At 59.7% G+C, this 25,332-nt stretch carries 21 protein-coding genes; 8 read left to right on the top strand and 13 right to left on the bottom strand.

Going from position 1 to position 25,332, the window contains the following annotated elements:
• Positions 1-125 precede the first annotated feature (125 nt).
• Together CQ019_RS03005 and CQ019_RS03000 are read left to right on the top strand one after the other, a co-directional pair.
• Positions 126-800 (top strand): TrkA family potassium uptake protein, encoded by a 675-nt coding sequence (locus CQ019_RS03005; protein WP_105552385.1) that lies wholly within the window; start codon positions 126-128, stop codon positions 798-800.
• 17 nt (positions 801-817) lie between these two features.
• Positions 818-1,483, top strand: coding sequence for a TrkA family potassium uptake protein (locus CQ019_RS03000; protein ID WP_105552386.1), 666 nt, complete (start codon positions 818-820; stop codon positions 1,481-1,483).
• 2 nt (positions 1,484-1,485) lie between these two features.
• Here CQ019_RS03000 and CQ019_RS02995 read toward each other — a convergent pair whose 3' ends face one another.
• The 4 genes from CQ019_RS02995 to dut form a co-directional block, all read right to left on the bottom strand.
• On the bottom strand, positions 1,486-2,193 hold the full coding sequence (locus CQ019_RS02995; protein WP_105568888.1) for a DUF3159 domain-containing protein: 708 nt from the start codon (positions 2,191-2,193) through the stop codon (positions 1,486-1,488).
• Between the two features lie 65 nt (positions 2,194-2,258).
• Positions 2,259-2,633: a hypothetical protein gene (locus CQ019_RS02990; protein WP_105552388.1), complete on the bottom strand. Its 375-nt coding sequence runs from the start codon at positions 2,631-2,633 to the stop codon at positions 2,259-2,261.
• A 4-nt stretch (positions 2,634-2,637) separates the two neighbouring features.
• On the bottom strand, positions 2,638-3,321 hold the full coding sequence (locus tag CQ019_RS02985) for a DUF3710 domain-containing protein (protein WP_105552389.1): 684 nt from the start codon (positions 3,319-3,321) through the stop codon (positions 2,638-2,640).
• Positions 3,322-3,359: 38 nt separating this feature from the next.
• On the bottom strand, positions 3,360-3,818 hold the full coding sequence (gene dut, locus CQ019_RS02980; protein WP_105552390.1) for a dUTP diphosphatase: 459 nt from the start codon (positions 3,816-3,818) through the stop codon (positions 3,360-3,362).
• A gap of 132 nt (positions 3,819-3,950) precedes the next feature.
• Here dut and CQ019_RS02975 point away from each other — a divergent pair, with 132 nt between their 5' ends.
• Positions 3,951-4,511: a DUF3093 domain-containing protein gene (locus tag CQ019_RS02975; RefSeq protein ID WP_105552391.1), complete on the top strand. Its 561-nt coding sequence runs from the start codon at positions 3,951-3,953 to the stop codon at positions 4,509-4,511.
• 43 nt (positions 4,512-4,554) lie between these two features.
• Here the strand turns inward: CQ019_RS02975 and CQ019_RS02970 are convergent, their stop codons facing one another.
• The gene (locus CQ019_RS02970; RefSeq protein ID WP_105552392.1) at positions 4,555-4,857 is read right to left on the bottom strand and encodes a DUF4193 family protein; all 303 of its coding nucleotides are present in this window, start codon (positions 4,855-4,857) and stop codon (positions 4,555-4,557) included.
• Between the two features lie 240 nt (positions 4,858-5,097).
• On the opposite strand from CQ019_RS02970, the gene sepH reads away from it, so the two are divergent.
• Positions 5,098-6,150 carry a septation protein SepH gene (gene sepH, locus CQ019_RS02965; RefSeq protein ID WP_105552393.1) on the top strand — a complete coding sequence of 351 codons (1,053 nt, stop codon included), beginning with the start codon at positions 5,098-5,100 and terminating at the stop codon, positions 6,148-6,150.
• A gap of 99 nt (positions 6,151-6,249) precedes the next feature.
• Here sepH and CQ019_RS02960 read toward each other — a convergent pair whose 3' ends face one another.
• From CQ019_RS02960 to CQ019_RS02950, 3 genes are read right to left on the bottom strand one after another with little or no spacing between them, the layout of a single operon-like run.
• Complete coding sequence (locus CQ019_RS02960; protein WP_105568887.1) at positions 6,250-7,434, bottom strand: alkaline phosphatase family protein; 1,185 nt, start codon at positions 7,432-7,434, stop codon at positions 6,250-6,252.
• Positions 7,435-7,440: 6 nt separating this feature from the next.
• Complete coding sequence (locus CQ019_RS02955) at positions 7,441-8,025, bottom strand: DUF5998 family protein (protein ID WP_096286405.1); 585 nt, start codon at positions 8,023-8,025, stop codon at positions 7,441-7,443.
• A gap of 52 nt (positions 8,026-8,077) precedes the next feature.
• A complete protein-coding gene (locus CQ019_RS02950) occupies positions 8,078-10,738 on the bottom strand; it encodes a GNAT family N-acetyltransferase (protein ID WP_105568886.1) in 2,661 nt (886 codons plus the stop codon).
• 99 nt (positions 10,739-10,837) lie between these two features.
• Here CQ019_RS02950 and CQ019_RS02945 point away from each other — a divergent pair, with 99 nt between their 5' ends.
• Complete coding sequence (locus tag CQ019_RS02945) at positions 10,838-13,468, top strand: DNA topoisomerase (ATP-hydrolyzing) subunit A (protein ID WP_105568885.1); 2,631 nt, start codon at positions 10,838-10,840, stop codon at positions 13,466-13,468.
• Between the two features lie 14 nt (positions 13,469-13,482).
• On the opposite strand, the gene cydC is transcribed toward CQ019_RS02945, so the two are convergent.
• From cydC to CQ019_RS02930, 3 genes are read right to left on the bottom strand one after another with little or no spacing between them, the layout of a single operon-like run.
• Entirely contained in the window at positions 13,483-16,800 is a 3,318-nt protein-coding gene (gene cydC / locus CQ019_RS02940; RefSeq protein WP_105568884.1) for a thiol reductant ABC exporter subunit CydC, read from the bottom strand.
• 26 nt (positions 16,801-16,826) lie between these two features.
• On the bottom strand, positions 16,827-17,852 hold the full coding sequence (cydB, locus tag CQ019_RS02935; RefSeq protein ID WP_105552399.1) for a cytochrome d ubiquinol oxidase subunit II: 1,026 nt from the start codon (positions 17,850-17,852) through the stop codon (positions 16,827-16,829).
• Positions 17,853-17,865: 13 nt separating this feature from the next.
• Positions 17,866-19,455 carry a cytochrome ubiquinol oxidase subunit I gene (locus tag CQ019_RS02930; RefSeq protein WP_105552400.1) on the bottom strand — a complete coding sequence of 530 codons (1,590 nt, stop codon included), beginning with the start codon at positions 19,453-19,455 and terminating at the stop codon, positions 17,866-17,868.
• 392 nt (positions 19,456-19,847) lie between these two features.
• Between CQ019_RS02930 and CQ019_RS02925 the strand changes: the two genes are divergently transcribed.
• The gene (locus CQ019_RS02925; protein WP_096286417.1) at positions 19,848-20,219 is read left to right on the top strand and encodes a BlaI/MecI/CopY family transcriptional regulator; all 372 of its coding nucleotides are present in this window, start codon (positions 19,848-19,850) and stop codon (positions 20,217-20,219) included.
• Positions 20,220-20,242: 23 nt separating this feature from the next.
• Positions 20,243-21,208, top strand: a complete 966-nt coding sequence (locus CQ019_RS02920) for a M56 family metallopeptidase (RefSeq protein ID WP_105552401.1) — start codon at positions 20,243-20,245, stop codon at positions 21,206-21,208.
• Positions 21,209-21,322: 114 nt separating this feature from the next.
• On the opposite strand, the gene CQ019_RS02915 is transcribed toward CQ019_RS02920, so the two are convergent.
• The gene (locus tag CQ019_RS02915; RefSeq protein WP_105552402.1) at positions 21,323-23,431 is read right to left on the bottom strand and encodes a type IIA DNA topoisomerase subunit B; all 2,109 of its coding nucleotides are present in this window, start codon (positions 23,429-23,431) and stop codon (positions 21,323-21,325) included.
• Between the two features lie 223 nt (positions 23,432-23,654).
• On the opposite strand from CQ019_RS02915, the gene CQ019_RS02910 reads away from it, so the two are divergent.
• Positions 23,655-23,879, top strand: a complete 225-nt coding sequence (locus tag CQ019_RS02910; RefSeq protein ID WP_096286423.1) for a hypothetical protein — start codon at positions 23,655-23,657, stop codon at positions 23,877-23,879.
• A gap of 156 nt (positions 23,880-24,035) precedes the next feature.
• Here CQ019_RS02910 and CQ019_RS02905 read toward each other — a convergent pair whose 3' ends face one another.
• Entirely contained in the window at positions 24,036-25,265 is a 1,230-nt protein-coding gene (locus tag CQ019_RS02905) for an RNA polymerase sigma factor (protein ID WP_105552403.1), read from the bottom strand.
• Positions 25,266-25,332: the final 67 nt, after the last annotated feature.

Raw genomic sequence — 25,332 nt, 5'->3', positions numbered from 1 at the left:
GGCGCGCCATAGGCAGTACCCTCGTCTCAGGCGCGTGGTTCGCGGCGCGCTATTGTTACTTGCGTGGCTGTGAACTGCGCAGCACACAGAAGTTGCACTGGTGGCAAGAAAACAAGGAGTTGGCGGTGGCGCACTTTGTGATCATGGGTTGCGGACGCGTAGGCGTTGCGCTGGCCCATACGCTAGACGAAGCCGGACATTCGGTGGCGATAATCGACCAAAATCCTGAGGCTTTCCGCCGGCTGGGACAAGAATTTTCGGGAACCAAGGTCGTCGGCTTGGGCTTTGACCGGGATACCCTGGTGGAGGCGAAAATTGCCGAGGCCTACGCCTTTGCGGCCGTTTCCAGCGGTGATAATTCCAACATTCTCGCCACCCGCGTGGCCCGGGAAAGCTACAACGTGCCGCATGTGGTGGCGCGAATCTACGACCCGGGACGCGCCGAAATCTATCAACGCTTGGGAATCCCCACGGTTGCAGCGGTTCGTTGGAGCACCGATCAAGTCCTGCGGCGCATCCTTCCCGAATATTCCATCCGTGGCGATTACCGCGAGCCCTCGGGACGACTGATGCTTACCGAAGTCGCCTTGCATCGAGGCTGGTACGGACACCTGGTCAAGGAGCTCGAAGAAGCTGCCGGTGTTCGGGTCGCCTACCTGACCCGTTTCGGTGAAGGAACCATCCCAGAAAGCCGCACACGCCTCCAAGGCGGCGACTTGGTCCATGTCATGATGCGCCTTGAAAAAAGCAAAGATGTGGAAAAAGTCCTTGCCAATGCGCCGATTCCAGTCAGCGACTGAAGGAGAGAGCTAAACACGTGAAAGTAATGATTGCCGGGGCCGGATCAGTTGGTTCGTCTATCGCCCGCGAGCTTGTATTAAATTCCCATCAGGTGCTCATTGTCGATCCGAAAGCCGAAATGGCTGACCGAGAAGATCTGGAAAACGTCCAGTGGCTCATCGGAGACGCCTGCGAACTGGCGGTCCTGCAGCGAGCCAAGCTCGAAGAATACGATGTGGTCGTCTCGGCCACCGGAGATGACAAAGTTAACCTGGTGGTCTCGCTGCTGGCCAAAAGCGAATTTGGTGTGCGTCGAACCGTGGGACGGGTAAACCACCCAAAGAATGAATGGATGTTCGACGACGCCTGGGGCGTGGATGTGGCGGTGAGCACCCCGCGGCTGATGACTGCCTTGGTCGAAGAGGCAGTAGAAGTTGGAGACCTGGTACGCCTGCTGACGCTCAAAAGCGGTGAGGTGCATATGGTCGAATTCACCGTGCCGCACGATTCAGCGCTGATTGGACGTACCCTGGGCCGTGTCACCTGGCCTCAAGACACCACCATCGTGGCGGTGGTGCGCGATAAGGCGCCGTTCCCGCCCAGCGATGATGACGTGATCGAGGGTGGAGACGAAATCTTCTTCATCACCACTCCCGAGGCTGAAAGCCCGTTGCGACGCACTCTGCGCGGAGCGGCCCGCTAGTTTTACTGCCGAGTCTGCTCCGGCTGGATGTCCTTGGCCGGACGGGATACCAGCCAGGCGAACCAGAGCCCAGCGGCATACAGCGGGGCGCCCATCAACGCGCGGGCAAGGCCCAGGGCCACCACATTGTCGGCGAAGTACATCGGCAACTGCACCGCGAGACGTGCAATGAATACCCCGATAATGATCCACGTCGCGACGCTGTAGCGGCGTAGCCTTGCCGGCTGGGAACGCCAAGCGGTTCCCTCGTTGCGGATGAATCCGAAGAGCACCCCGGCCAGCGGCCACTTGACGATAATCGAAATCAGCATCGCGAGCAGATAGCCGGCGCCGATAAAGAAGCCTGGAACATAGTAGTCCTTGGCTTCACCTGTGGCACGAGCCGCGAAGGCGCAGATCAGAATCCCGATGAGACCGCTGGCGGCCTGCATCAGCGATGACTTCTTCACTAGCCGCACGATCATGAACAGCACCCCGAGCCCGATCGAGGCGATCAACGCCCACGAAAGCTCTAGGCTGAGCGCGTACACCATGACGAACACGAAACCCGGGAGCACCGTCTCAACGATGCCGCGGGGACCGCCAACGCTGGCGATGACATCGATCCCGCCGTCGGCATTCTGCGCCAGCTTTGCATTCTGTCCGAGGCTCGAAGCCAACGAGTGCTCCTTGTGGCGTTGCGGCTCGTTTGGCTGTTCTTCGTTGTTCATGCTTCTCACTTCTGCCTCGGTCGCGGTGCGAGACCTGCTTATACGGCAACTATAGAACCCAAAACTTAGCGGCGGTTGACCGGAACGATCAGGTAGCGCGGGTTGAAGATGCTGGGCACATGATCGACCTGCGCAACCATGCCCGCATATCTGATCTTTACTCCGGGTTTAATCCCGGGTACCTGCTTTTGGCCCATGAACAGCAGCTTTACATGCGGAACGGTGCCACGGCGCCCACCAACTCCAGCCAACCGGTCCACCACTACGGCGGTCAGACGCGGTGGCGTGTTGGGGGCCGAGTAGCTGACCGACTGAATGTACCCGAGGTGCTCAACTCGCCCCTTTACCGGCAACTCGGACAAGGACTCCAGGCGCAGGTGTGCCGGCCTGACTTCCCTGCTGCCAAGATGGGCCTCTAAAGGGCCGGGCTCGCAGGACATGCCATTAGCCGATCTGGGTGATTTCAGGGCCGCGTTCCGGACGGGTGATTTCCGGCTCGGGTGTCTCGACGCGGGTACTGGCATTGCTCGGTACGTTCAATGGAAGTAGCTCAGCCGGCGGCAGTGGCTTATCGCCGCGGTTGATCACGACGCTACGCAGCAGTTCATCAACGATCTGGGTAGCTTCCTCATCGGCGATTGCGGCACCGCCAACGACCGCGCGCAGGAACCAACGCGGCCCGTCGACGCCCACGAAACGCAGCGCGACGTGACCGGCACGGCCATCAGGCAGCTGCTGCGGAACCTTGGCGAGAAGCTCTTCGCCATATTCTCCTTCGCGGGTGAAGATCTCACCCTTCTGCCCATGGATATCGCCGGTAATTTTTTCACGGATACCGGGCCATAGGGATGCCGACTTCGAAGAAGCGAAAGCCATCAGTTGGACGCGCGATTCGGCGATCTCCAGCGAAACCGCCACAACCCGCTGATTCGCCTGTTCGATATCCATGCGCACCTTCATGCCAGGGATCGGCTTGACGAGAATCGAACCGAAGTCGAGGTAGCTATCGGTTTCGGGCACGTCGCTGATGTCGAATGGGCCGCTGGTAGGGGTGGGCTCCGGAGTGCTTTCCTCGACGGTTGGCTCTTCGACCGGCTGCTCTACCGACTTCTTACGCTTGAAAAACATGATGTCCTTAAAGTTTTGCGCTCTTACACCAAGGGTACTTAGTTAGCGTTGAATCCGCCTGTTGAACCAAAACCACCGGTACCGCGAGCCGTGTCGTCGAGGGACTCGACCTGCTCAAAATGGGCTAGTTCGACTTTTTGGATAACCAGCTGTGCAATACGATCGCCACGACGTACTTCAAAGTCGTTGGAGTTGTCCGTGTTCAACAGTGTGACCATGATCTCGCCACGGTATCCGGCATCAACAGTACCCGGTGCGTTGACGACGGTAATACCGTGCTTCGCGGCCAGACCACTTCGCGGGTGAACGAGGCCGACATATCCGTGCGGGAGTGCCAAGGCGAGCCCGGTAGGGATCAGTGCGCGTTCCCCCGGCTTGAGCACTACGTCACCCCGGGCATGCAGATCAGCACCTGCATCGGACGGGTGGGCGTAGCTGGGGGCCGGGAGCTGCGGATCGAGCATCTTGATTTTGACTGAAATCGTGGGCTCATTCATGAGTTTTTCTAATCTCCCGGTAAATCGATTGGTCGTTTTCTACCTGTCCAACTCTATCGCGCGCCGCCAAAGGGTTGCGCCAGTGAATCCGAGCGGTTATTCAACTCCGAAAAATTGCCTAAACTGGTTGGTATGAGTACTCCCAGCCCAGAGGCTTCAAATGTTCTATTCCGTGAAAAGCTATGGCCTTCGGTCGGCACATGGATTTGGCCTTTACTAATCGCGATCACCGCAGGCGTAGCGGTCGCCCCGATCAGTATCCCTTGGGGTATCGCAATCGGACTCATTGTCCTGGTCGGCATCGCGGTGATCTTCTTGCTTAAGGTCCCTACCCTGGAAGTCACCGAAGAAAGCCTCACCGTAGGCCGCGCTACCATTGAGCGAAAATTCGTCGGCGAGGCCATCGGCTATCGCGGCGAAGAAGCATTCAAGCAGCGTGGCCAGAAGCTGCATGGACTAGCATTCATGAACTTGCGCGGCTGGCTCGATGCGGTAGTTCGCATGGAAGTCACCGATCCGCGCGATGAGACCCCTTATTGGATCACTTCCACGCGCCGCCCCGAAGAGCTCACCGCGGCTCTGGGCGGGGTGATGTATGAATTCACCGAGGAGGCTCAGCGTGATTCCTCAGAACAGGAAGCCAAAGAGGCTATCCAGTTCCGCGCTCCGGAATCTACCGAAGAACAGGGCTAGCGCTTAGCCCCGAAAGTCTGTTTCTTGCATCGAGTGTTGGGGCTTAGCCCTCGCACTCGGTGCAATATTTTTGCCCTTGATCTTCGCGGGCAAGCTGGGAACGGTGGCGCACCATGAAGCACGAGGCACAGGTGAATTCGTCGGCTTGCTCCGGAATGATATCCACATTTGCTTCGTCTTGGCCGGCTTCTCCCCCGGGCAAAACATAGGCTTCGGCAAGCTCAGCTTCGCTTTCATCGACCAGGTTCGCGGACGCGGCGGTGCCCAATTTTTTCGCTGCGGCCAGCTGCTCGGCGCGGGACTGGTCTTGGCTGGTCTCACGTGAGGCAACATTTTCATTGGCCATGATCGTATTTCACTCTTTTCCGCTGGCGATAATCTCGATACTTGGCACTTGTTGGTAAACACCAGTACCGGCCTAAAAGTATAACGTTGAACTGCGCCGAACATTCCCGCCAGTGACACATCAGCCACAAAGTGATATGAACTTGCGAGTATTCTTGCGCCACACCCGGGGCGGTAATAGGAAATCAGGGTCATAGGTGGCAGAGTTTTACTCAGGAAATAGACCGTGTGGAGGGTAGTAATGCGTCAGCTGAGACTGGTAGGAATTCATGAAAATGGTTCCAGCCTGCAGGTCAGCAGCGACGATGGGATGAGCTTTGAGCTTTCCGTCGACGATGCGCTGCGCAGTGCAATGGCCGAAATCGCCCGAGCTCGGGCGCCGCGAAACCGCGATGAGTCTTCGGTTCATTCGCCGCGTGAGATCCAGGCACGAGTACGTGCTGGAGCTTCCGCTTACGATCTGTCCTTGGAATGGAATGTTCCGGTTGAACAGATCGTCAAGTATGAAGGCCCAGTGTTAGCAGAACGTGAGCACATCGCTGAATTGGCTCGTCGGGTAGAGGTTTCCGGGCCTCAAACCGATGCCGAGTACCGCGAGATTTTCGGCGAAGAACCGGCGGACCTTGGTTCAATGGTGACGCATCGTTTGCACCAGCTCAATATCGACGCCGAACACGCACGCTGGAACTCTTGGAAGGATCCTGAGGGCCAGTGGATCGTAACGGTGGAGTTTGATTCTCCGTTGCCATCTGAAAACGTTGAGTCGCTGGACAACGGTTCGGCGGACGGTAAGGAAAATGTCGCCAAGTGGGCTTTCACCCCGGCGCGCAAGTCCTTGAAGAACCTAAATCGTTGGGCGCAAACGTTAAGCGAGCAGCAGGCACCAGAGTATTTTCGTCCCATCGCAGCCGTAGGCCAGGCCGAGCAGCCGGCCGCACCAAGTGCCAGCGCAGACAATAACGATTCCGAGGAATTGGTCAGCCTGCTCAATTCCCGTCGTGGCCAGCGTGCCCCGGAGGATCCTGCGAAGGATGACCGGTTGAACGAGATCATTGAACGCAGCATGAGCAAGTATGAGAACGACGATGAGGAGTCATTCCCCCATCTGTCACAAGGCATCTCATCTCGGACTTCGCAGTTGATGGTAGTCACGGACAAGGAAGATTCCAACGACGCAAGTCAGGAACCCGAACTTTCCGCCGAGGATTCCTCCCCGCGCAAGCCGAAGCGTTCTTCGGTTCCAAGCTGGGATGACATCATGTTTGGAAAGCGCAAGAAGGACACCGACTCCTAAACGAGCCGCTTCCGCGCAAAACTAGAGGCACTGCACAAATGTTTTCAACTTTGTGCAGTGCCTCTTGTTTTACCGGTCTGAAATCGACTTATCCGCGAATTACTTGGTGCGATGCGTAAATAGCGGAACGAATCGCTCGCCGGCGGTCAGCGAGCCATGCTGGCCAATCATGTCAAAGGCCATCGGAGCCACCCGCCGACCATCGTAGAAAGCGATTGCTTCGGCGGCCATGATGATCAAATCACCCATGCGAGCGGCATGGGCTTCAGAGATATCGCCGAAGTACCCCAGATCGATCGCTTCCTCGCGGCTGAGCACCCAGGCCTTCGAGCCGTAGGCACGTCGCCATGCTTCGCGTACCTGGTGGCGTTGCGCGTCGCTGGTCTTCGCGGCAAAAGTTAAATGCACGCCGCGCGGTTCCCCGCTGGTGAGCTCGACTCCCTCGATGAGTTCTGGTTCGAGGCTGAAATCGATGCGCTGTGATTCAGGGACATCGACCATTCCGTGGTCACCGGTGATCAGCACGGTGGTCTCCTCCGGCAATCGGGAGACCAGCGATTTGATGACGTAGTCAATTTCCTCGAGGGTGTCACGCCACTGGCTGGAATCCACACCGAATTTGTGGCCGACTTTATCTAGTTCATTAAAGTAGGTATACACCAGTGCGTTGCGGTGGCTGGCAAAAACTTCTTGAGTGGCCCGGGCGCGTGCGGTAATTTGTTTGGCCGCCACAAATTTCGGCCCGCGCAAGGCGGCGCGGGTCAATGCAGAATTCGCAAAGAAGGGCAATGAAACCGAAGCCACATGGATGCCGTGTTCATGGACTCGCTCGAATACCGTGGGAACGGTCTGCCAGGATTCTGGCTTCAGATCCGCGGGCCAGCCGCCAAGTTGGTTAACTACTCGCCGACGCTCGGGATCGATCACGTCATAGCCGAGCATGCCATGCTCGCCAGGTGCCACACCTGTGGCCAGGCTGGTCAGGCTCGTCGCAGTCGTCGAAGGAAAACCGGTGCCCAGCTTCTGTGCTCGCTCAAAGAGCGAACGTAGGAATGGGGCGTGCGCCGCATGGGATTTGAACTGATTCCAACCCAACCCATCAACCATGATCAAGCTGACCCGTTTAGTGGCTTTTAGCCCCAGCGGATTGCGGTAGCCGGGAACGCCTAGTGCGTGGGCGGCGGAAGGGAGAATTTCCGACAGTGTCGTTTTCCCGTAGGCAGGGGCCGCAGGCAGCGCCTGAGGCGGCGTTGGCAACGCGGGATCGCTCAAAATTTGGCTCATACGCAATCAGATAGTTTCTTGTCGCAAACGCACCGCGAACTCGCGTGCCTTGTTGACCGCGCGCTGCCCGTCGGCCTCGGCGCTGACCCGAATCACCAAGTCCTCGGGTTGCGCGGTTCCGTTCAGCCCATGATCTGCATCGCACTGCGGATCGGTGCAGGGAGCAGGGGCGAGGTCGATTCGGCTCGTCCCGTTCCATGACATGCCGAAGGTCAGCTCACGCACCTCATCGCCTGTGCGGTAATGCTGTGGCTGGTGATAGACATAATTGGTAGCGACCGAGGCGATACGTCGCAAGGAGATCATTTCGGTCGAGACCTGAGCCACGACATTATTGCCGTGGTCATCGAGCTGCTGATCGTCTACGTGGATGATGAACAAGACTTTTTCGCTGAGCACCAAAACCGTGATGTGGCGGTGAACTTCGGTGTGGTCGAAGTGCGTCTCCAGATGAACGTAGTGGTCAAGCACCGGTTGGGACATCATTGCCTCGGCTAAGACGTCCTGCACCATCTGCGGGTAGAAGCCGGCCCTGACCAGGTCGTGCTGCAATTCAGCACCAGCGGTAGTGGAATACGTTGGTGAGTTCATAACCTAATTCTACCGAGTGCAACGGACCAAATCATCCAAGCCACCCCTCAGCTCAACTTCGCAGGGCCCGCCGCACGCTATCGGTACGCTGTTCGGTATTGCCGATCTTCATGCTGACCCCCAGGACACTCAGCGAATCCTGAGCCACGCTAACCGGCGCAAAGTTCATAATCGTCACCGCTGGGTGATGATCCTTGAGCATCGAGACGCGCGTGATGAAGTCTTTCAGGGATTCCAGGTCCACCGCCGGCAGACCCTGATAGCCAAGGAGCCGGACGCTGCTGCGCGGGCGTCGAATCAGGTTGTCGAGGTCTTCCGTGGTCAGTGGCGCCACCCCGTGGGCCCAATCGTCGAGCAGGTTCACCGGATCGCCGCTCAGTCCAAAGGAGATCACCGGCCCGAGCAACGGGTCTTCCACCGCCTTGATCACGCAGGCTTGACCTGCCGGTGCCATGGATTGCACTTCGAGCGAGGTCACGTCGTACGAGGCCATGAGCGAACTCATATGATTGAAGTTTGCCTCTAGGCTCTGCGCATCTGGAATGTTCAATCGAACGCCGCCCAGATCGAGGCGTTGGCGCATATCCGGATCGTTGGCTTTCAGCGCGACCGGCCAACCGAGCCGGTTGGCGGCATCCAGGGCTTGCTCGGCGGACTTGACCACCGTCGAATCGAATACCTTGATGCCATAGTAGCCAAGGAGTTTACTGGACTGTTCGTGGTTCAGCTCTTTCAGTTCGGTACCGACGATGTCGCCGACCAGCTGCTCAAGGTACTCATGCGCGCCGGCAACATCCACATCTGTGGGTTCCGGCAGGGCTTGAAACGGGACGTTCATCCACTGGCTGTAGCCGTAGGCTTTGGACAGCGCGCCAACGGCCTCGGCAGGCGAGGTAAACACCGGAATGCCTTGATGCACACCCTCACGGAATTTCGGATCCGTGATGCCTGGCATGAGGGCAATGACGGGTTTGTCCTGCCCCTTGAATTCGGTCAGCACCTTGATCACCGATTGAGCGTTTATCCCGATGGCCGGAAGATGCGCCACGATCACCGAGTGCACTTGCGGATCTTGCACAAGTTCGGTCACCCGCGCACGCAATATCGAGATCGATCGTGATTCTCCGAGCGAGTAATCCAATTCTTCACTCTGCGCGGTGGCGAACAGGTTGCGTCCCACCGTGACGTCACAGACGATTTCGGCCAGGGCCAAAGAATTCGAGAGCACCGCTACTTGCGGTCCGGCAGGTGCCGGGAATACCGAGAGCAGCGAGGCGACATCCATGAGCTCCTCGATGGACCTCACTCGGATCACCCCGGATTGCCGCAGCATCGCATTCAACGCCGCCGGAGGGGCTTCGCCCAAGCGCACCGAGTGTCCCGGTGGTATCCGTCGGCCCATCAGGTCGGATTTGGCCACGATCACCGGTTTACTGCGTGCCAGGCGACGGGCGATGCGGGAGAACTTACGTGGATTGCCGAAGGATTCCAAATGCATCGCCACAACGCCGGTGCGCTTGTCATCCTCGAAATATTGCATCGCGTCATTGCCGGACACATCTGCGCGCAGCCCGGCTGAGATGGCGCTGCTTTGGCCTACCGCGCGTTGCATCGCTGCGCCTTGCAAAACAATGCCCATGGCTGCCGACTGGCTGAACAGGCCTACCGGTCCTGCCTGCGGCAATTCGCTTGCCAGCGAGGCATTGAGGCGGATCTGCGGATCGGTATTGAGTACCCCTAAGGACGCTGGGCCGATGACGCGCATGCCATTTGCCCTGGCCAGCGCCACCAGCTTGCGTTGGGCCACTAGGCCGTCGGCGGTCTCGTAGCCCGCGGTCATGAGAATCAGGCTTTTGACTCCGTGCGCGCCACAGTCCTGGATGGTTTCCAGAACCCGTTCTCGTGGCACGCAAATAATTGCCAAGTCCACCGGGCCGGGGACCTCGGTAATATTTCCATAGCTCGGCAGCCCGCCGACCTCGAAGGCCTGCTCGTTGACGGCATAGACGGTGCCGGTAAATCCGCCTTCGACGAGCCGGTCCAGCACGTCGTGGCCAATGCTCCCCCAGGCGCGGCTGGCACCGATAACCGCTACGGCGGACGGTGCTAGCACCCCGGCAACGCTGCTCGCTTCGGCCCGGTGTTCTCGCGCTTCGGTGACTTCTTTTGATTTCTCGGTGGGGCTGATGGGGAATTCCAGCATGATCACCCCATCCTCGAAGTGCCGGGCCACCGCATAGCCGGCATCCGAGAATACGGTGAGCATCTTGCGGTTCTCCGGCAGGATTTCGGCGGTGAATTTGACTATGTCGTTTTCTCGCCCGGCGGCGGCAAGGTGCTCGAGCAGGATTGAACCGATTCCGGTGCCTTGGTATTCGTCCGAGACGTTGAACGCGACCTCGGCTTCCGTTGGATCGTCCAGCCGGTCATAGCGGCCTACCCCGATGATCTTCGAACCGCGCAGCACGGTGAAGGCCACCCGGTTGCGATGGTCGACATTGGTGAACCGTTCGAGCTCTTTAGGAGTCAGCGACGACTTGTACGTAAAATAGCGTAGGTAAACCGAAGTTTCAGATTGCTGTTTGTGCATATCTTGCAAGGCTTGAGCATCTTGGGGCGTAATTGGCCGAAGATGCGCGGTCGTGCCGTCGCGAAGAACAACATCTGCTTCCCAGTGGGCTGGATATGCCGCTGAAAGTTTACGATCCACCATAGGCTTAGAATAGTCGCGCTTTCGCGTTTGCGCCCAGCTGCAACACGAAATCCGACATTTTAGGCCGTGAAGCAGCAGATGAAGGGCGAAGGCAGAGTAATGGCTCGCAAAAAAACTCCCGAGATTCCCGAGGATTTCGTCGAGAACATCGTCGATATCGATGTCACCAGCGAAATGGAATCCTCCTTCCTGGAGTACGCCTACTCGGTGATCTATTCGCGTGCGCTACCGGATGCCCGAGACGGCCTGAAGCCGGTGCAGCGACGCATCCTCTTCCAGATGGCCCAAATGGGCCTGCGCCCGGAGAAGGGCCACGTGAAGTCGGCTCGCGTGGTCGGCGAAGTCATGGGTAAGCTCCACCCGCACGGGGACACGGCGATCTACGATGCGATGGTGCGTCTGGCGCAGAGCTTCTCGCTGCGCCTGCCGCTGATCGATGGCCACGGCAACTTCGGTTCGCTCGATGACGGACCGGCCGCCCCGCGTTACACCGAGGCCCGGCTCGCCGCCTCCGCGGTGGCGATGACCGCAAACCTCGACGAAGACGTGGTGGACTTCGTCCCCAACTATGACAACCAGTTCATGCAGCCCGAGGTGCTGCCTGCGGCGTTCCCCAATCTGCTGGTCAACGGCACCACCGGTATCGCGGTGGGCATGGCCACGAATATGGCACCGCACAATCTCAACGAGGTAGTCGCCGCGGCGCAGCACTTGATCGCGAATCCGGATGCACCGGTCGAAGAACTCATGAAGTTCGTTCCGGGTCCGGATCTGCCCTCCGGCGGCACGATTGTGGGACTTGACGGCGTCAAGGACGCCTACCGCTCCGGCCGCGGCGCATTCCGCACCCGCGCCACCGTGAGCCTGGAAAAGATCTCGGCTCGCAAGTCCGCGCTGGTGGTCACCGAGCTGCCCTACACGGTAGGGCCCGAAAAAGTCATCGAGAAGATCAAGGACGGCGTCAACAACAAGAAGATCGTTGGCGTCTCTGATGTCGTTGACCTCACCGACCGCCACCATGGTCTGAAGCTTGTGATCGAGCTTAAGAACGGCTTCAACCCGAACGCCGTGCTGGCCGCGCTGTACAAGTACACCCCGATGGAAGACTCCTTCGGGATCAACAATGTGACCCTGGTGGAGGGCCAGCCGCGCACCTTGGGACTGCGCGAACTGCTGACCGTCTATGTGGAGCACCGCATCGATGTGGTCCGCCGGCGGACCGCGCACCGTCTGGCCAAGCGCGAAGACCGGTTGCACCTGGTCGAAGGGCTGCTGATCGCGATTCTCGACATCGATGACGTCATCGCAATCATCCGTTCCTCCGAGCAGACCGCCGAAGCCCGCGAACGGCTGATGACGGTCTTCGATCTCAGCGAACCACAGGCAAGCCACATTCTGGAACTGCGCCTGCGCCAGCTGACCAAGTACTCGCGGATCGAGCTGGAGGCCGAAGCCGAGCAGCTGCGCGCCGAAATCGCCGAGCTGCGCGAAATCCTGGGCGACGATCAGAAGCTGCATGCCTTGGTTTCCGCGGAGCTCGGCCAGATGGCGGAGACCTTCGGCACGCCGCGGCGCACCAAGTTGAACAAGTCCTCCGCCCTCGAACCGCTGAAGGGCACCGCGCTGCCCGAAGAGGTAGGCACCGGAAAAACAGCGAAGCTGGCCCTGGAAGTCTCCGATTCGCCCTGCTTCGTGCTGCTCTCGGCCACCGGGCAGATCGCCCGCACCCATGACCGGAGCCCGCTGGACTTTTCCTCCGCACGCATCAAGCACGATGTGCTCTCCTCCCAGGTCTCCTCGACCGCCCGCGGGGAGATCGGCGCGCTGACAACCACCGGACGGATGATCCGCATTTCGTTGATCGACGTGCCGGTGCTGCCCGAAACTCATGGCTTCCCGCAGCTGGCCAATGGCGTCCCGGTCGGCGAATTCCTGAAGCTTGAAAAGGGCGAACGCGTGGTGGCGTTGCTGCCGCTGGACCGGGTCTTCGCCCTGGGCACGCAAAATGGCGTGGTCAAACGCGTCACCCCCGATTATCCGTTGAACCGCGAAGAGTTCGAGGTGATCACCTTGAAGGACGGCGATGTCGTTGTTTCCGCCGCGCCGGCCGAGGACTCCGATGAGCTGGTCTTCCTGACTCGTCAGGCCCAGTTATTGCGATTCCCCGCCACCGCCGTGCGCTCGCAGGGGCGGACCGCCTCGGGCATGGCCGGCATCAAACTGGCCGGAGAGGACAGGGTCATTCATTTCGGCGTGGTGGGCCAGGCCAATGAGGACGCGGTCGTGGCGACCATAGCTTCCGGATCGCAGACCCTTCCGGGGACCTCGGGCCAGTCGGTGAAGCTCAGTTCCTTCAGCGAGTTCCCCGTGAAGGGACGCGCGACGGCCGGTGTGCGGGCACACCGCTTCGCCAAGGGCGAGGACTACCTGGCGCTGGGCTACGCCGGTTACGGGCCGGCCCGCGCCAGTTCGGCCGCCGGGGTGGTGCGCGCCTTGCCAACCGAATTCGCCAAGCGTGACGGTTCCGGCGCCCCGCTGGCGCAGACGATCAACATTCTCGGCGGTTCCCTGCCGGGCCAAGCACCTGCCGGTGCGGTGGCCGGCAGTGAGCCGAGCGCGCCTGCGCCACAGCAGAGCGACGCCGCCCCGGCCGCCAAGCCCCGGGTGAAACCAGAGCTGCATCCAGGGGAGGACACCTTGCCGTTCTCCGATGGCGGTGTGCTGCTCTAAACGGGCGGCTGCTTCTAGCTGGTGGGTGTGAGGGTTCGGTCTAAGCAGATCGAACCCTCACACATTTCGGCCAGCTTCGTCTCGTGGGTGATCAGCACGACGGTCCGTCCGGCGAGCGCAGCACGCAGGGTGCGGATTAGTTCGGCGCTTTCATCAACGCCTAGGTGCGCGGTCGGTTCATCGAGCAGGATCACCTGCTGCCCGCCGACCAGGGCTCGGGCGACCGCAAGTTTGCAGCGTTGCCCGCCGGAGAGCCGGTGCCCGCCGCTGCCGATCCGTGTATCGAGCCCGGCAGGTTGCGCCGCGTACCAGCCGGCGAGCCCCACCCGGTGCAGGATCCCGATGAGCGCTTCGTCGGACGCCGGCGCCGCGCTGTTGGCTGCCAGGTTCAGGTTCCGTCGAAGAGTGGAATCGAATAGGTGCGCTTCTTGCGGGCACCAGGCCACCGAGTCCATCGCCCCCTGCTCCAGGGCACGGTAGTTGCCGTGCTCATCGATGCTTTCCAGGCGTCCCCCGCTCGCGGGCAGGGCGCCGAGCAAGGCGGTGAGGAGCGTGGATTTGCCCGAGCCTGAGGCTCCGGTCAGCGCGGTCCACTCTCCGGGGCGAATCTGCGCGTCCAGGTTGCTGATCACCGGGGTTCCGGGCACGTAGCCCAGTTCCAGCCCGGCCAGCCGGTAGCCGTGGACCGTGTAGCCAGGTTTCGGTGCGGTTGCGCCTGGTCCCGCAGTGCGTTGCTCCCCTACCCCGCGGCCGGCGAGCTGATCGGTCAGCTCGTGCAAGGCTCGCCCCTGCTGGATCGCGCCCAGCGCGCTAGCTGCCGGTTCTGCCAGGGACAAGGCCAGCAGCACGGCGAGGGCCGTGAACGATGCGCTGCTTTGCGAGAGGGACACCAACGCCGTGGCAAGCACCACCGTGGTCAACGCGGCCAGCGCCGGGGCGGTGCCTTGGCCATAGGCATGGCGGCGAGCCCGGGCGGTATTCCGGCTTTCGGACCGGGCTAGCTTCTGCAGCACCGGGCCGAGGCTGCCGTAGGCGCGCAGTGCTTCCTTAGTGCGCAGAATCGATAGCACCAGTTGGTTCAGCTGCAAGCGATGGCGCAGCGCCAGGGCCAGATGCCGCCCTTCGACTTGCTTCACCAGCCAGCGCGCCGGGAAGACCAGGAAGAGCCCGGCGCCAAGCGCCGCGTAGCCGAACTCTGGCTGGATCTGGAAAAGCACCGCAGTGGCCAGGGCCCACACGATCAGTGCTTGCAAGGGTGGGAAGAGCACTCGGGCGAGGGAGTCGCGTAATTCGTCGACTTCGGCGAGCAAATACCGCAGCACCACCGAGGAGCGGCTCATCATGCCCCAGCGTGCCGGGTTGGCGACCATGGCGTTCCACAGCTTTTCACGCAGGGCCCCGGCATAGCCGAGCACCGCGTCGTGGATGGCGAGCTGTTCCAGATACCTGAATACCGCGCGCCCGATGCCCAAGGTGCGCACCATGACAAAGGCGACGGTGAGGTGCAGGATCGCCGGCTGGTAGCTGGCTTCGACGATGAGCCAACCGCTGAGCCCGGCGAGCGCAACGGCGCACAGGATGGAGAGCACCCCGTAGCACAGCGCCTTGCGGGCTGCCGGATAGTTGCTCATGACTTCCCTGCGTGGGTTCCACCGGGGCTTGTCCTCTGGTTGCCCCTGGGGCGCGGCCCCGCCGCGCATCGGCGCCGGGGATACCGCGTGCAGGTGATTGGGCGCTGGCTGGCGGGCGCTCAGCGCGGGACCGGTTTCGGTGATGAGCGGGTCGTGGCTGGCCACCAGCATGGCGCAATCTTCAGGTAGTTCGGCCAGCAGCCGGCGGACCGTGTCCGCGTTCTGTTCGTCTAGATGGGCCGTGGGCTCATCGGCCAGCAGCAGCCGGCAGCTGGGCACCGAGTGCAGCCGCAATAGCGCGCGCAGCACCTCGAGCCTGCGTAGTTCCCCTGGCGAGTACTCCGCTATGGCACGTGGCAACATTGCGCTTAGGTTCAGTTCGGCAGCTAGCCTTTCGGCCAGCTCCTTGGGCGCGCCTGGCGCGTCTTGTGCGATTTGCTCGGTTCCCGTCTGGGCGTTGAACTGCGGGTGCTGGCTGATGCATGCCAATTCACCGGCCACAAAGATCTCGCCGCTCACCAGCTCGGCGGCGAACTCATTGCTGCTGGTTTGCGCCTCGGCGATGAGCTTGAGCAGACTGGTTTTTCCGCTACCGCTGGCGGTGCTCAGCACCTGGCGGTCTCCGGCGCGCAGGTCCATATTAAAATCGCTATAGATCGGTTCCTGCCCCCGGTATCTAAGCGCCAGCTTTCGCACTTCGAGCACATTGGCCTTGTGCCTCGGGCCGGTTGGGGCGCGCAGCGGGCTGGCGGGAGTGCCTTGTATTTGTTTGCTGTAGCGTTCGTAGGCGGCGAGCCCGTCATCGGCCGCGTGGTAGGCCGAACCGACCTCACGCAAGGCGATGAACAGTTCGGGCGCGAGAATCAAGATGGTCAGCCCGGTGCCCAGATCCATGTTTCCGCCAACGAGTCGAACACCGATGAGTACGGCGAGCACCGCAACCGAGAGCGTTGAGATCAGTTCCAGCCAGAAACTGGACATGAAAACGGTCCGCAGGTTCTGCATGGTCGCGGTCCGGTAGCGTTCGCTCACCTTTGCGATGGCGTGCCCTTGGTGCCGGGCACGCCCCAGTCCGAGCAGCGCCGGCAGCCCCTGGGCGAGTTCGTAGAGTTGGTTGGCTAGGGCGTCGAGCTTGGCTTGCGACTGCTCGATGGTGTCTTGGGTGTGCATCCCGATGAGCGCCATGAATACCGGGATCAGCGGAATCGTCAGCAGCAGCACCAGGGCGCTGAGCCAATCGATCCGCAAGATGTAGATCCCCAGAAGCAGCGGCACAACCGTGGCGCCGATCAGCGCGGGAATGAATTTGGTGAAGTAGTCATCGAGCTTTTCGATGCCATGGCTTGCCAACGTCGAGGTCTCCGCCAGCGACAGGTCATTTTGCTGATCTGCAACGATCCCCGGGCGCGAAGCGGCGGATTCGATCAGGTTTGCGCGCATCCGCTCTTTCGCTCCGGCCCCCATACGCCGGGAGCCGGCGTTGAGTCCCCAGACTCCCGCTGTGCGCAATGCCGCCCCGCCCAGCGCCAACCAGAGCAGCAGCTGCTGGTGCGGCTGCCCGACGGACATCTGGGCGATCCACGTGGCCAACGTGTAGGCCACGAGGATTAGCCCGCTGGTTTTGAGCACCGAGAAGGCCGCCAACAGGGCAACCTGTCGGCGGGGCAGCAGGTCACGAGGCAAAAAGCGGGGCGCAGGCATGAGCGGTTCCTTTCGAACTGGCTAAACTACTTCACGACCGAGGTCACCAGGTGATCCTCCGGGATATGCTTTTCGCTGATGCGTTTGCGAAATACCCAGTAGCTCCAGGACTGGTACGCGAGCACCAGGGGCACGCCGAAGGCGGCCACGATGCTCATCAGCTTCAGGGTGTAGGGCGAGCTCGACGCGTTGTCGATGGTCAAATCAAAGGCTGCGTCAAGGGTCGAGGGAAGCACCACCGGGAAGGCTGCGACGAAGATCGCCGCCACCGCGGCCAAGAGCGTGATGCCCAGGGCTATGAAGGAGCGAGCTTCATGTCCCGACCGTGCGCTCATCCATGCGCCGCACACCGCGATCAGGGCCAGCCCAAGGAGTCCCCAGGCAATTGCCGAGCGCTGCCCGAGCAGGACGACCAGCGACCACAGCAGCAATGGGGCGATGCACAGCGGGAGCCAACGGACAAAGAGCCTGCCCGAACGTGCACGGATTGGCCCGTCGGTCTTCAGCCGCAGGAAGGCAATCGAGTGGATCCAGCTAAAGGCCACCACCGCTACACCGCCGAGTATTGCCGACCAGGTAAGCCAGGCGAAGGGCCCGCCGACCCGGTCGCCATTTTCGTTCAGCGGCAGGCCGAGGGTGGTCAGGGCGAGCATTGCACCGACCCCGAAAGCCGCAACAAGGGAACCCCAGCCCAGGGCTAGATCCCACAGTCCGCGAGTTCTCCTGCTTTCGGCTTTTCCGCGGTACTCGATGGCTACCGCACGGAAGATCAGTGCCACCAGCACGAGCGTCAGCGGGAGGTACAGCGCGGAAAACAGTGACGCATACCAGTAAGGGAAGGCCGCGAAGGTTGCCCCAGCGGCGGTCAGCAGCCAGACCTCGTTTCCGTCCCAGACCGGGCCGATGGTGTTGAGCAGCACGCGCTTGTGCTTTTCGCCGCCGCGGCCCAGACCGATCTGCATTCCGATGCCAAGGTCGAAACCTTCCAGAAACAGATAGCCGGTCCAGAGCACGGCGATGAGGATAAACCAGAGAGTAGGAAGCCAATCCATTGCTATCGCCTGTCTAATATGCGAAGGCGAGTACGTCGCCCTCGTCGTCGCTAGGGTCCTTGTCCGAAGGCTGCTCGTTATCCAGCAGTTCGGGCATGGCCGATCCGGTGCCTCCCCGGATGTATCGGGTGAGCAGCACCAGTTCCACCACCAGCAACACCCCATAAACCAAGGTCAGCGTGATCAATGAGAAGAGCATTTCTCCGGCGCTCACGGTGGGAGAAACCGAGGCGGCGGTGTACATGAACACTTGGTCCACTCCGCCCATCTGAGGGTTCGGCGCCACGGTGAATGGCTGTCTGCCCATTTCGGTGAAGATCCAGCCTGCCGAGTTCGCGCCGAAGGGCGCTGCAATGCTGAGCAGAGCTAGCCGTGAAAGCCATTTGCTGTAGGGCACCGTCCCCTTGCGGGTGAGCCACAGCGCTAGGGCTGCAGCGACCGCCGAAAGCCCGCCGAGGGTAATCATCAGCCGGAATCCCCAGTACGTTACTTCCATCACCGGAAGGTAGCTGATCTCTTCGCCTGCGTACTGCCCGAAGGCCGGGTCATCTGGGTAGTGGCTTCCGTACTTTTCCTGATATTCGGGAATCAGCGTGTTCACGCCCTTGACGGGAGTCTCAAAATCGCCGTTGGCGAGGTAGGACAAAAGCCCCGGCAGTTCGAAGACCGCAACGACGTCGTCACAAGTGGTCGCCCCTTCGGTGCTCACGTTACCGAGGGTGAGCACCGAAAAGCCGGTTCCGTCATGGCATGCTGCTTCGGCGGCTGCCATCTTCATGGGCTGCTGCTCGAACATGAGCTTTGCTTGTTCATGGCCGGACAGCGCGACCCCGGCGAAGGAGACCACGGCGATCACTGCGCCGATGCGCAATGAAGTGATCCAGACTTTGTGATCCTTTCGATCTCGCACCCGGCCCTTAGCCGGGTCCTCACCGACGACGACTCGTCCATTGGCATCAACGCTGTCGATGCCTTCCTTGCGGCGGCGGTAGAGGTGGAACCAGGAGATTCCCAGCAGGAAGCCCCCGGCGACCGCGAATGCACCAAAAATTGTGTGCGGGAAGGTCACCAGTGCGGTGTTGTTGGTGAATACCGCCCAGGCATCGGTCATCACCGCGCGCCCGTCGATGAGCTCTGTGCCTACCGGATGCTGCATCCAGGAGTTGGCAACCAGAATGAAGTAGGCCGAAAGGATCGCCGCCAGTGAGGCGCACCAGATTGTGGCTAGGTGGATCCGCGGAGGTAGTTTCTTCCATCCAAAGATCCACAATCCGAGGAAGGTCGACTCGACGAAGAAGGCGAGCAAGGCCTCCATGGCCAGGGGTGCGCCGAAGACATCGCCCACGTATCGGCTGTATTCGCTCCACGCCATTCCAAATTGGAACTCCTGGACGATGCCCGTAGCTACCCCCATGATGAAGTTAATGAGGAAGAGCTTGCCCCAGAACTTCGTCATGCGCAACCAGTGTTCGTTGCCGGTTCGGTGCCAAACCGTCTGCATCACGGCAACGGTCAGCCCGAGGCCAATGGTAAGCGGCACCATCAGGAAGTGGTACACGGTGGTAATACCGAATTGCCACCGGGCAATCTCTAATACATCCATGGATTCCTCAACTGTCACGAGAAGTCGATACTTCATTTTCTACATGTCGTAGAAAATGACCGTATTGCCAGAATAGACCAATTTCGACAGCCTGTAGAACTCGCGGCCCGTCGGAAGCGCAACAGTTTCCCGGGGATGCAAAAACCAAGATTCCTAGCATTGACACAGATTGAACTTTCTGAAACAAAAAACCCCAAGTCAACTCGAAGCAGCGCCACCACTTGACCGGCCCAAGGTGGTTATCCGCAAACCCAGTCATCACTCGATATTTTTACGCCACGTAGAAATATCGGAGAAACGCCTATATAATGAAGTTTCCAAGCAGAATGCTTTCCCCCACTATGGAGGTTGGCAGCACTGCATCAGCACTAAAGCAAGTGAGGTAAGACCTGGTGGCCAGCCTTGGCGATCTGGAACGCTCCGTCATGGACCTGCTGTGGGATTCTGCAGAACCGCTTACCGCTAACGATCTTCGTGATGCCCTAGCGGCACTCGGTACTGATGCAAAAGAACTCGCAGTTACCACGGTACTAACCGTGTTGGCACGACTGGAGAAGAAGGGACTTGTGGCGCGGGAACGCTCCACTCGTCCACATCGTTACACCGCGTCCTCGTCTCGCGAGGACCATACTGTTGGACTGCTAAACGACGCTTTGGGCACCGCTCAAGATCGCGAAGCCGTCCTCGCCCGATTTATCGGAGGAATCTCGGCTGATGAAGCAGTCTCCCTGCGTGCTATCTTGGATTCTGTAAAGACTGTCTGAGTAACATGAACTTCGGGGACTGAGTGCTTCTCACCTCATATTTCCTAGCGGCGTTGGCTATCGTCTTGGCGTGGCCGACGCCGTTGGCATTGTCTAAAGCAAAATGGACCGCGCGTGCCCCGGTGGCGGCGGTATTGCTCTGGCAAGCGATCGCTCTGGGCGGTGGCCTGTCCATGATTGGCTCAATGCTTGTCTGGGGGCTGACCCCGCTCGGCAACGACCTCATCTCCGCGCTGCATGCAGGTTGGCTTCTGGTCACCGGCGATACCAGCGTTCAGTACCCCGGCGTCGTTCACCTATTTGCGCTCAGTACGGCGTTGCTCTTCGCTTTTCATCTGGTGCTCACCCTGGTGAGAGCTTCGTGGCGCACCACCCTGCAAAGAGCCCGGCACCGCCAGCTCTTGCGATTGTTGAGCAACCCCTCGCAGACCCGGCCCAATACGCTCGTGCTCGATCATGACCTTCCGGTGGCCTATTGCGTTCCGGGCTTCAACGGATCGGTCACGGTGCTGTCAAAGGGCCTGCTGACCCAGCTCTCGGCCGAGGAACAACGCGCCGTCATCTCGCACGAGAATTCACATCTCGACCAGCGACACGATCTGCTGATTCTTGCCTTTACCGCCTGGAACGAAGCATTACCCTGGCTGCCTACCTCGCGTTTGGCACTGGATGCGGTGCGGCAACTAATCGAGATGCTCGCCGATGACAAAGCACTCGAGGTAGTGGCCCGACCGGTTCTGCTTCGCGCCATAGTGAGCGTGGCTTCCTCTATTGCCTCGGTTGGGGCACCCAAGAATGCCTCAAGCGCCGCCACCGGCGAAGTCGTAGGGATGCCCGGAGGTGAAGTTTCCTCGCGGCGGCTGCAACGCCTGTTGTCACCGGTAGCGCCGCTGAATCGATTGCAGAATTTTGTGGTTCTTTCCTGCACGGTGCTGCTCTTGGTATGCCCCACGGTCTTGCTCATCGCCCCGCGTTTGCTGTCCTGGTAACTAGCCAACGCAGGCGGGCGCATGACAGCGCTCAAGCTACGACAAAGCCCTCCCGGGCTTGCGATTAGGCAGGCATCCCGGGAGGGCCATCTCGTGCATAAATATCAAGGCCGACTACATGTCGATGCGGTCCCGTTCAAGGTTCTCGGCGCCGGCAATGATGAAGTTCTTGCGCGGAGCGACGTCCGAGCCCATCAGCAAGTCGAAGACTTCCTCGGCCGCCTGAGCGTGTTCAATGCCCACGCGCCGAAGCATCCGATGCTGCGGATCCATGGTCGTCTCGGCCAACTGGTCAGCGTCCATCTCGCCAAGTCCCTTGTACCGTTGGATCGGTTCCTTATAGCGTTTACCTTCGGCTTCAATCTTGGCCAGCAGGGCAGACATCTCGGCCTCGGAATAAGTGTAAATTACCTCGTTCGCCTTCGACCCCGGGTTGATCACCTCAATACGATGCAATGGCGGAACTGCTGCATAGACGCGGCCGTGCTCGATCATGGGCCGCATGTACCGATAGAACAGCGTCAACAGCAGCGTTCGAATATGCGCCCCATCAACGTCGGCATCCGTCATCAAGATGATCTTGCCGTATCTGGCCTGCTCGATATCGAAGCTTCGCCCCGATCCGGCGCCAATCACCTGAATCATGGCAGCACATTCCACGTTCGAGAGCATGTCCGAAATGGAGGCCTTCTGCACGTTGAGGATCTTGCCTCGAATTGGCAGTAGCGCCTGGAACTCGCTGGAACGCGCCACACGCGCAGTACCCAATGCGCTGTCACCCTCGACGATGAAGAGTTCAGAACGCCCGACTTCTTTGCTCCGGCAATCAAGCAGCTTGGTTGGAAGCGAGGAAGACTCGAGCGCGGTTTTGCGACGCTGAGTTTCCTTATGCATCCGAGCCGAAACCCTGGACTTCATTTCATTGACGACTTTTTCAAGAAGCGTCGACGCTTCGGCCTTTTCATTGCGCTTGGTGGATGCCAGGCGCTCGTTCAGCGCCTTTTCGACAACCTTCGTGACAATCTGCCGGACCTGCGAAGTACCAAGAATTTCCTTGGTCTGTCCTTCGAATTGGGGCTCGGCAAGGCGCACCGTGAGCACTGCGGTCAGCCCGGCCATCACATCGTCTTTCTCAATTTTGTCTTTTTGACCAAATTTGAGTTTGCGAGCATTGGCGTCGACATTCTTGCGGAAAGACTTCAGCAGTGCCTGCTCGAAGCCGGAAATATGCGTTCCGCCCTTAGGCGTGGCAATGATATTCACGAAGCTTTGGATGGTGGTGTCATATCCAATCCCCCAACGCAACGCGACGTCGACCTCGCACACGCGCTGAACGTCTTCGATATGGCTCCGCCCGTTCTCGTCGATTACCGGAACCTTCTCGTGGAATGAACCACTGCCATGGACGCGCCACACGTCGGTGACCGACGAATCGCTGCTCAGGTACTCGACGAACTCGCTAATGCCGCCGTCGTGCTGGAAGACCTCCTCATAGGGTCCTTCGGCTCCCGCGGTTCCGGCCAGCGCACGTTCGTCGCGCAAGGTGATCCGCAGTCCAGGAACTAGGAAAGAGGTCTGGCGGGCGCGATTCTGGAGTTCTTCATATGAGAATTTTGCGTCCGACGTGAAGATATGGTCATCTGCCCAGTAACGGATACGGGTACCGGTCACCCCGCGCTTTGCTTTGCCGATGATTTCCGGAACGGTTGCTTTTTCATGAGCGGCGAAGGGGGCATCGGCTTTGGGCCGGCCACGATCAGCGAATTTGCCTGGCTCACCACGGCGGAACTGCATCGAATAGGTTTTGCCGCCGCGATCAACTTCGACGTCTAGTCGAGCAGAAAGAGCGTTGACCACCGAAGCGCCTACCCCGTGCAAGCCGCCGGAAGCCCCATAGGAGCCGCCGCCGAATTTACCGCCGGCATGTAGTTTGGTGAAGACGACTTCCATGCCGCTCAGACCGGTCTTCGGCTCGATGTCAACGGGAATGCCACGCCCATCATCATGCACCTCGACCGAACCATCGGCATGCAAGATGACATTGATGGATTGCCCGAAACCGCCTAGCGCCTCGTCGACGGAGTTATCAATGATCTCCCACAGGCAGTGCATCAAGCCACGAGAATCGGTTGACCCGATGTACATGCCAGGTCGCTTGCGTACCGCTTCGAGCCCCTCAAGAACGGAGAGATGACGTGCATTGTAATTATCGGCTGAGGCCACGGGGCTGCAATCTCCTACTGACGCGGGAAAAGAATGAACTAGATATCATTCTACTCGTTTATGTGTTCGAACTTGGTGCTATCGCCCGGACGGTAATTCTCCCGAGTCGTCATCGAAAGTTCTCCACAAACGCTACGCGGTGAGCGAAAGCACCTCGATTTGGGGATAAAGTCAAGGCCAAAGCTGGTTGTATAGATTGAACATCGATTTAAGGAGGCTGGCAATGACTACTACTACCACTAGTCGTGAACTAAATGCCCTCGACCGGTGCGACCGATGCGGCGCACAGGCTTATGTACGGGCTGTGCTGGCTTCGAACAGCGGAGAATTACTCTTCTGTGCCCACCACGCACGCTCCGTGGAACCCAAGCTGCGCCCAATCACTTCGGTCTGGCAGGACGAGTCGGCACGACTTTACGAAAAGCCAAAGGTCGACATCAACGACTAAACAACTAGGACCTAGGTCCTATTCAACAGAAGGGTGATCCAGCCGATGCTGGATCGCCCTTCTTGTTTTAAGCGCTTCCTCCCCGCGCTACAGCTTAAAAAGAAATGCGGTCGCAGTATCCTCCATTGGGATATTGCGACCGCATGACGTCAAAATTTAGTCTAGGTAGTCACGCAGAACCTGTGAACGCGATGGGTGGCGCAGCTTCGACATGGTCTTCGACTCGATCTGACGAATACGCTCACGGGTGACACCGTAAACCTTGCCGATTTCGTCTAAGGTCTTCGGCTGACCGTCGGTCAGGCCAAAGCGCATAGCTACAACGCCTGCTTCACGTTCGGACAGGGTGTCCAGAACCGAGTGCAGCTGTTCCTGCAACAAGGTGAAGGAAACCGCATCGGCCGGAACGACCGCTTCGGAGTCTTCGATCAAGTCACCGAATTCAGAGTCGCCATCTTCACCCAGCGGGGTGTGTAGCGAGATTGGTTCGCGACCGTATTTCTGAACTTCAACAACCTTTTCAGGGGTCATGTCCAGTTCCTTGGCCAACTCTTCTGGAGTCGGTTCGCGGCCCAGATCCTGAAGCATCTGTCGCTGTACACGCGCCAGCTTATTGATGACTTCAACCATGTGGACCGGGATACGAATGGTACGTGCCTGGTCGGCCATGGCGCGGGTAATGGCCTGGCGGATCCACCAGGTCGCGTAGGTGGAGAACTTGAATCCCTTGGTGTAGTCGAACTTCTCGACCGCACGGATCAGACCCAGGTTACCTTCCTGAATCAAGTCCAAGAAGAGCATCCCACGCCCGGTGTAGCGCTTTGCCAGCGAAACAACGAGACGAAGGTTCGCCTCAAGTAGGTGATTCTTTGCGATCTTGCCGTCGTGGATGATCTGCTCGTAGTCCCAGCGCAAGCGCTGATCGATTGAGCCGTCATCTTTGGAAAGCTTATCGGTAGCGAAAAGCCCTGCTTCGATACGCAGAGCCAAGTCGACTTCCTGCTCTGCGTTCAGCAGCGCGACCTTACCGATCTGCTTCAGGTAGTCCTTGACCGGGTCGGCGGTTGCACCTGCAACCATGACCTGCTGCTGCGGAGCATCATCATCGGCGGAAGACAAGGTGAATCCCTTGGATTCCTCTTCCGGCTTTGCCGAGCCGTCCTTGGCGCCAGCTGCGTCAGTGGCACCCGACTCAGCATCGTCTTCGGACTCTTCAGAACCCTGCTCGACGTCCGACTCCTCGGAAGTTGCAGTCTTCTTTGCGCGAGGCTTAGCCTTCGCACGGGTAGCGCGCTTTTTCGCGACAGGAGTTTCTGCCGTTTCCTCGGCCTCTGCGGCCTCAGCCTCAGTAACCTTACGATTAGCGTTCGTCTCAGAAGATGACACGAATAACCTTTCTAACGATGCGTTCCGGATGCACCTGCCGGTAACACCACTATGACCCTGTCAAGTC

Source organism: Arthrobacter sp. MYb229, from assembly GCF_002975405.1.
Classification (GTDB): Bacteria; Actinomycetota; Actinomycetes; order Actinomycetales; family Micrococcaceae; genus Glutamicibacter.
Note: the sequence above shows the minus strand (reverse complement) of the source record. Positions and strands in the feature narration are given on the sequence as shown.

Bases quoted from the DNA above. Each gene is read 5' to 3' on its own strand.
- CQ019_RS02995 (WP_105568888.1), bottom strand. From the start codon at position 2,193: ATGAACAACGAAGAACAGCCAAACGAGCCGCAACGCCACAAGGAGCAC.
- CQ019_RS02990 (WP_105552388.1), bottom strand. From the start codon at position 2,633: ATGTCCTGCGAGCCCGGCCCTTTAGAGGCCCATCTTGGCAGCAGGGAA.
- CQ019_RS02985 (WP_105552389.1), bottom strand. From the start codon at position 3,321: ATGTTTTTCAAGCGTAAGAAGTCGGTAGAGCAGCCGGTCGAAGAGCCA.
- dut (WP_105552390.1), bottom strand. From the start codon at position 3,818: ATGAATGAGCCCACGATTTCAGTCAAAATCAAGATGCTCGATCCGCAG.
- CQ019_RS02975 (WP_105552391.1), top strand. From the start codon at position 3,951: ATGAGTACTCCCAGCCCAGAGGCTTCAAATGTTCTATTCCGTGAAAAG.
- CQ019_RS02970 (WP_105552392.1), bottom strand. From the start codon at position 4,857: ATGGCCAATGAAAATGTTGCCTCACGTGAGACCAGCCAAGACCAGTCC.
- sepH (WP_105552393.1), top strand. From the start codon at position 5,098: ATGCGTCAGCTGAGACTGGTAGGAATTCATGAAAATGGTTCCAGCCTG.
- CQ019_RS02960 (WP_105568887.1), bottom strand. From the start codon at position 7,434: ATGAGCCAAATTTTGAGCGATCCCGCGTTGCCAACGCCGCCTCAGGCG.
- CQ019_RS02955 (WP_096286405.1), bottom strand. From the start codon at position 8,025: ATGAACTCACCAACGTATTCCACTACCGCTGGTGCTGAATTGCAGCAC.
- CQ019_RS02950 (WP_105568886.1), bottom strand. From the start codon at position 10,738: ATGGTGGATCGTAAACTTTCAGCGGCATATCCAGCCCACTGGGAAGCA.
- CQ019_RS02945 (WP_105568885.1), top strand. From the start codon at position 10,838: ATGGCTCGCAAAAAAACTCCCGAGATTCCCGAGGATTTCGTCGAGAAC.
- cydC (WP_105568884.1), bottom strand. From the start codon at position 16,800: ATGCCTGCGCCCCGCTTTTTGCCTCGTGACCTGCTGCCCCGCCGACAG.
- cydB (WP_105552399.1), bottom strand. From the start codon at position 17,852: ATGGATTGGCTTCCTACTCTCTGGTTTATCCTCATCGCCGTGCTCTGG.
- CQ019_RS02930 (WP_105552400.1), bottom strand. From the start codon at position 19,455: ATGGATGTATTAGAGATTGCCCGGTGGCAATTCGGTATTACCACCGTG.
- CQ019_RS02910 (WP_096286423.1), top strand. From the start codon at position 23,655: ATGACTACTACTACCACTAGTCGTGAACTAAATGCCCTCGACCGGTGC.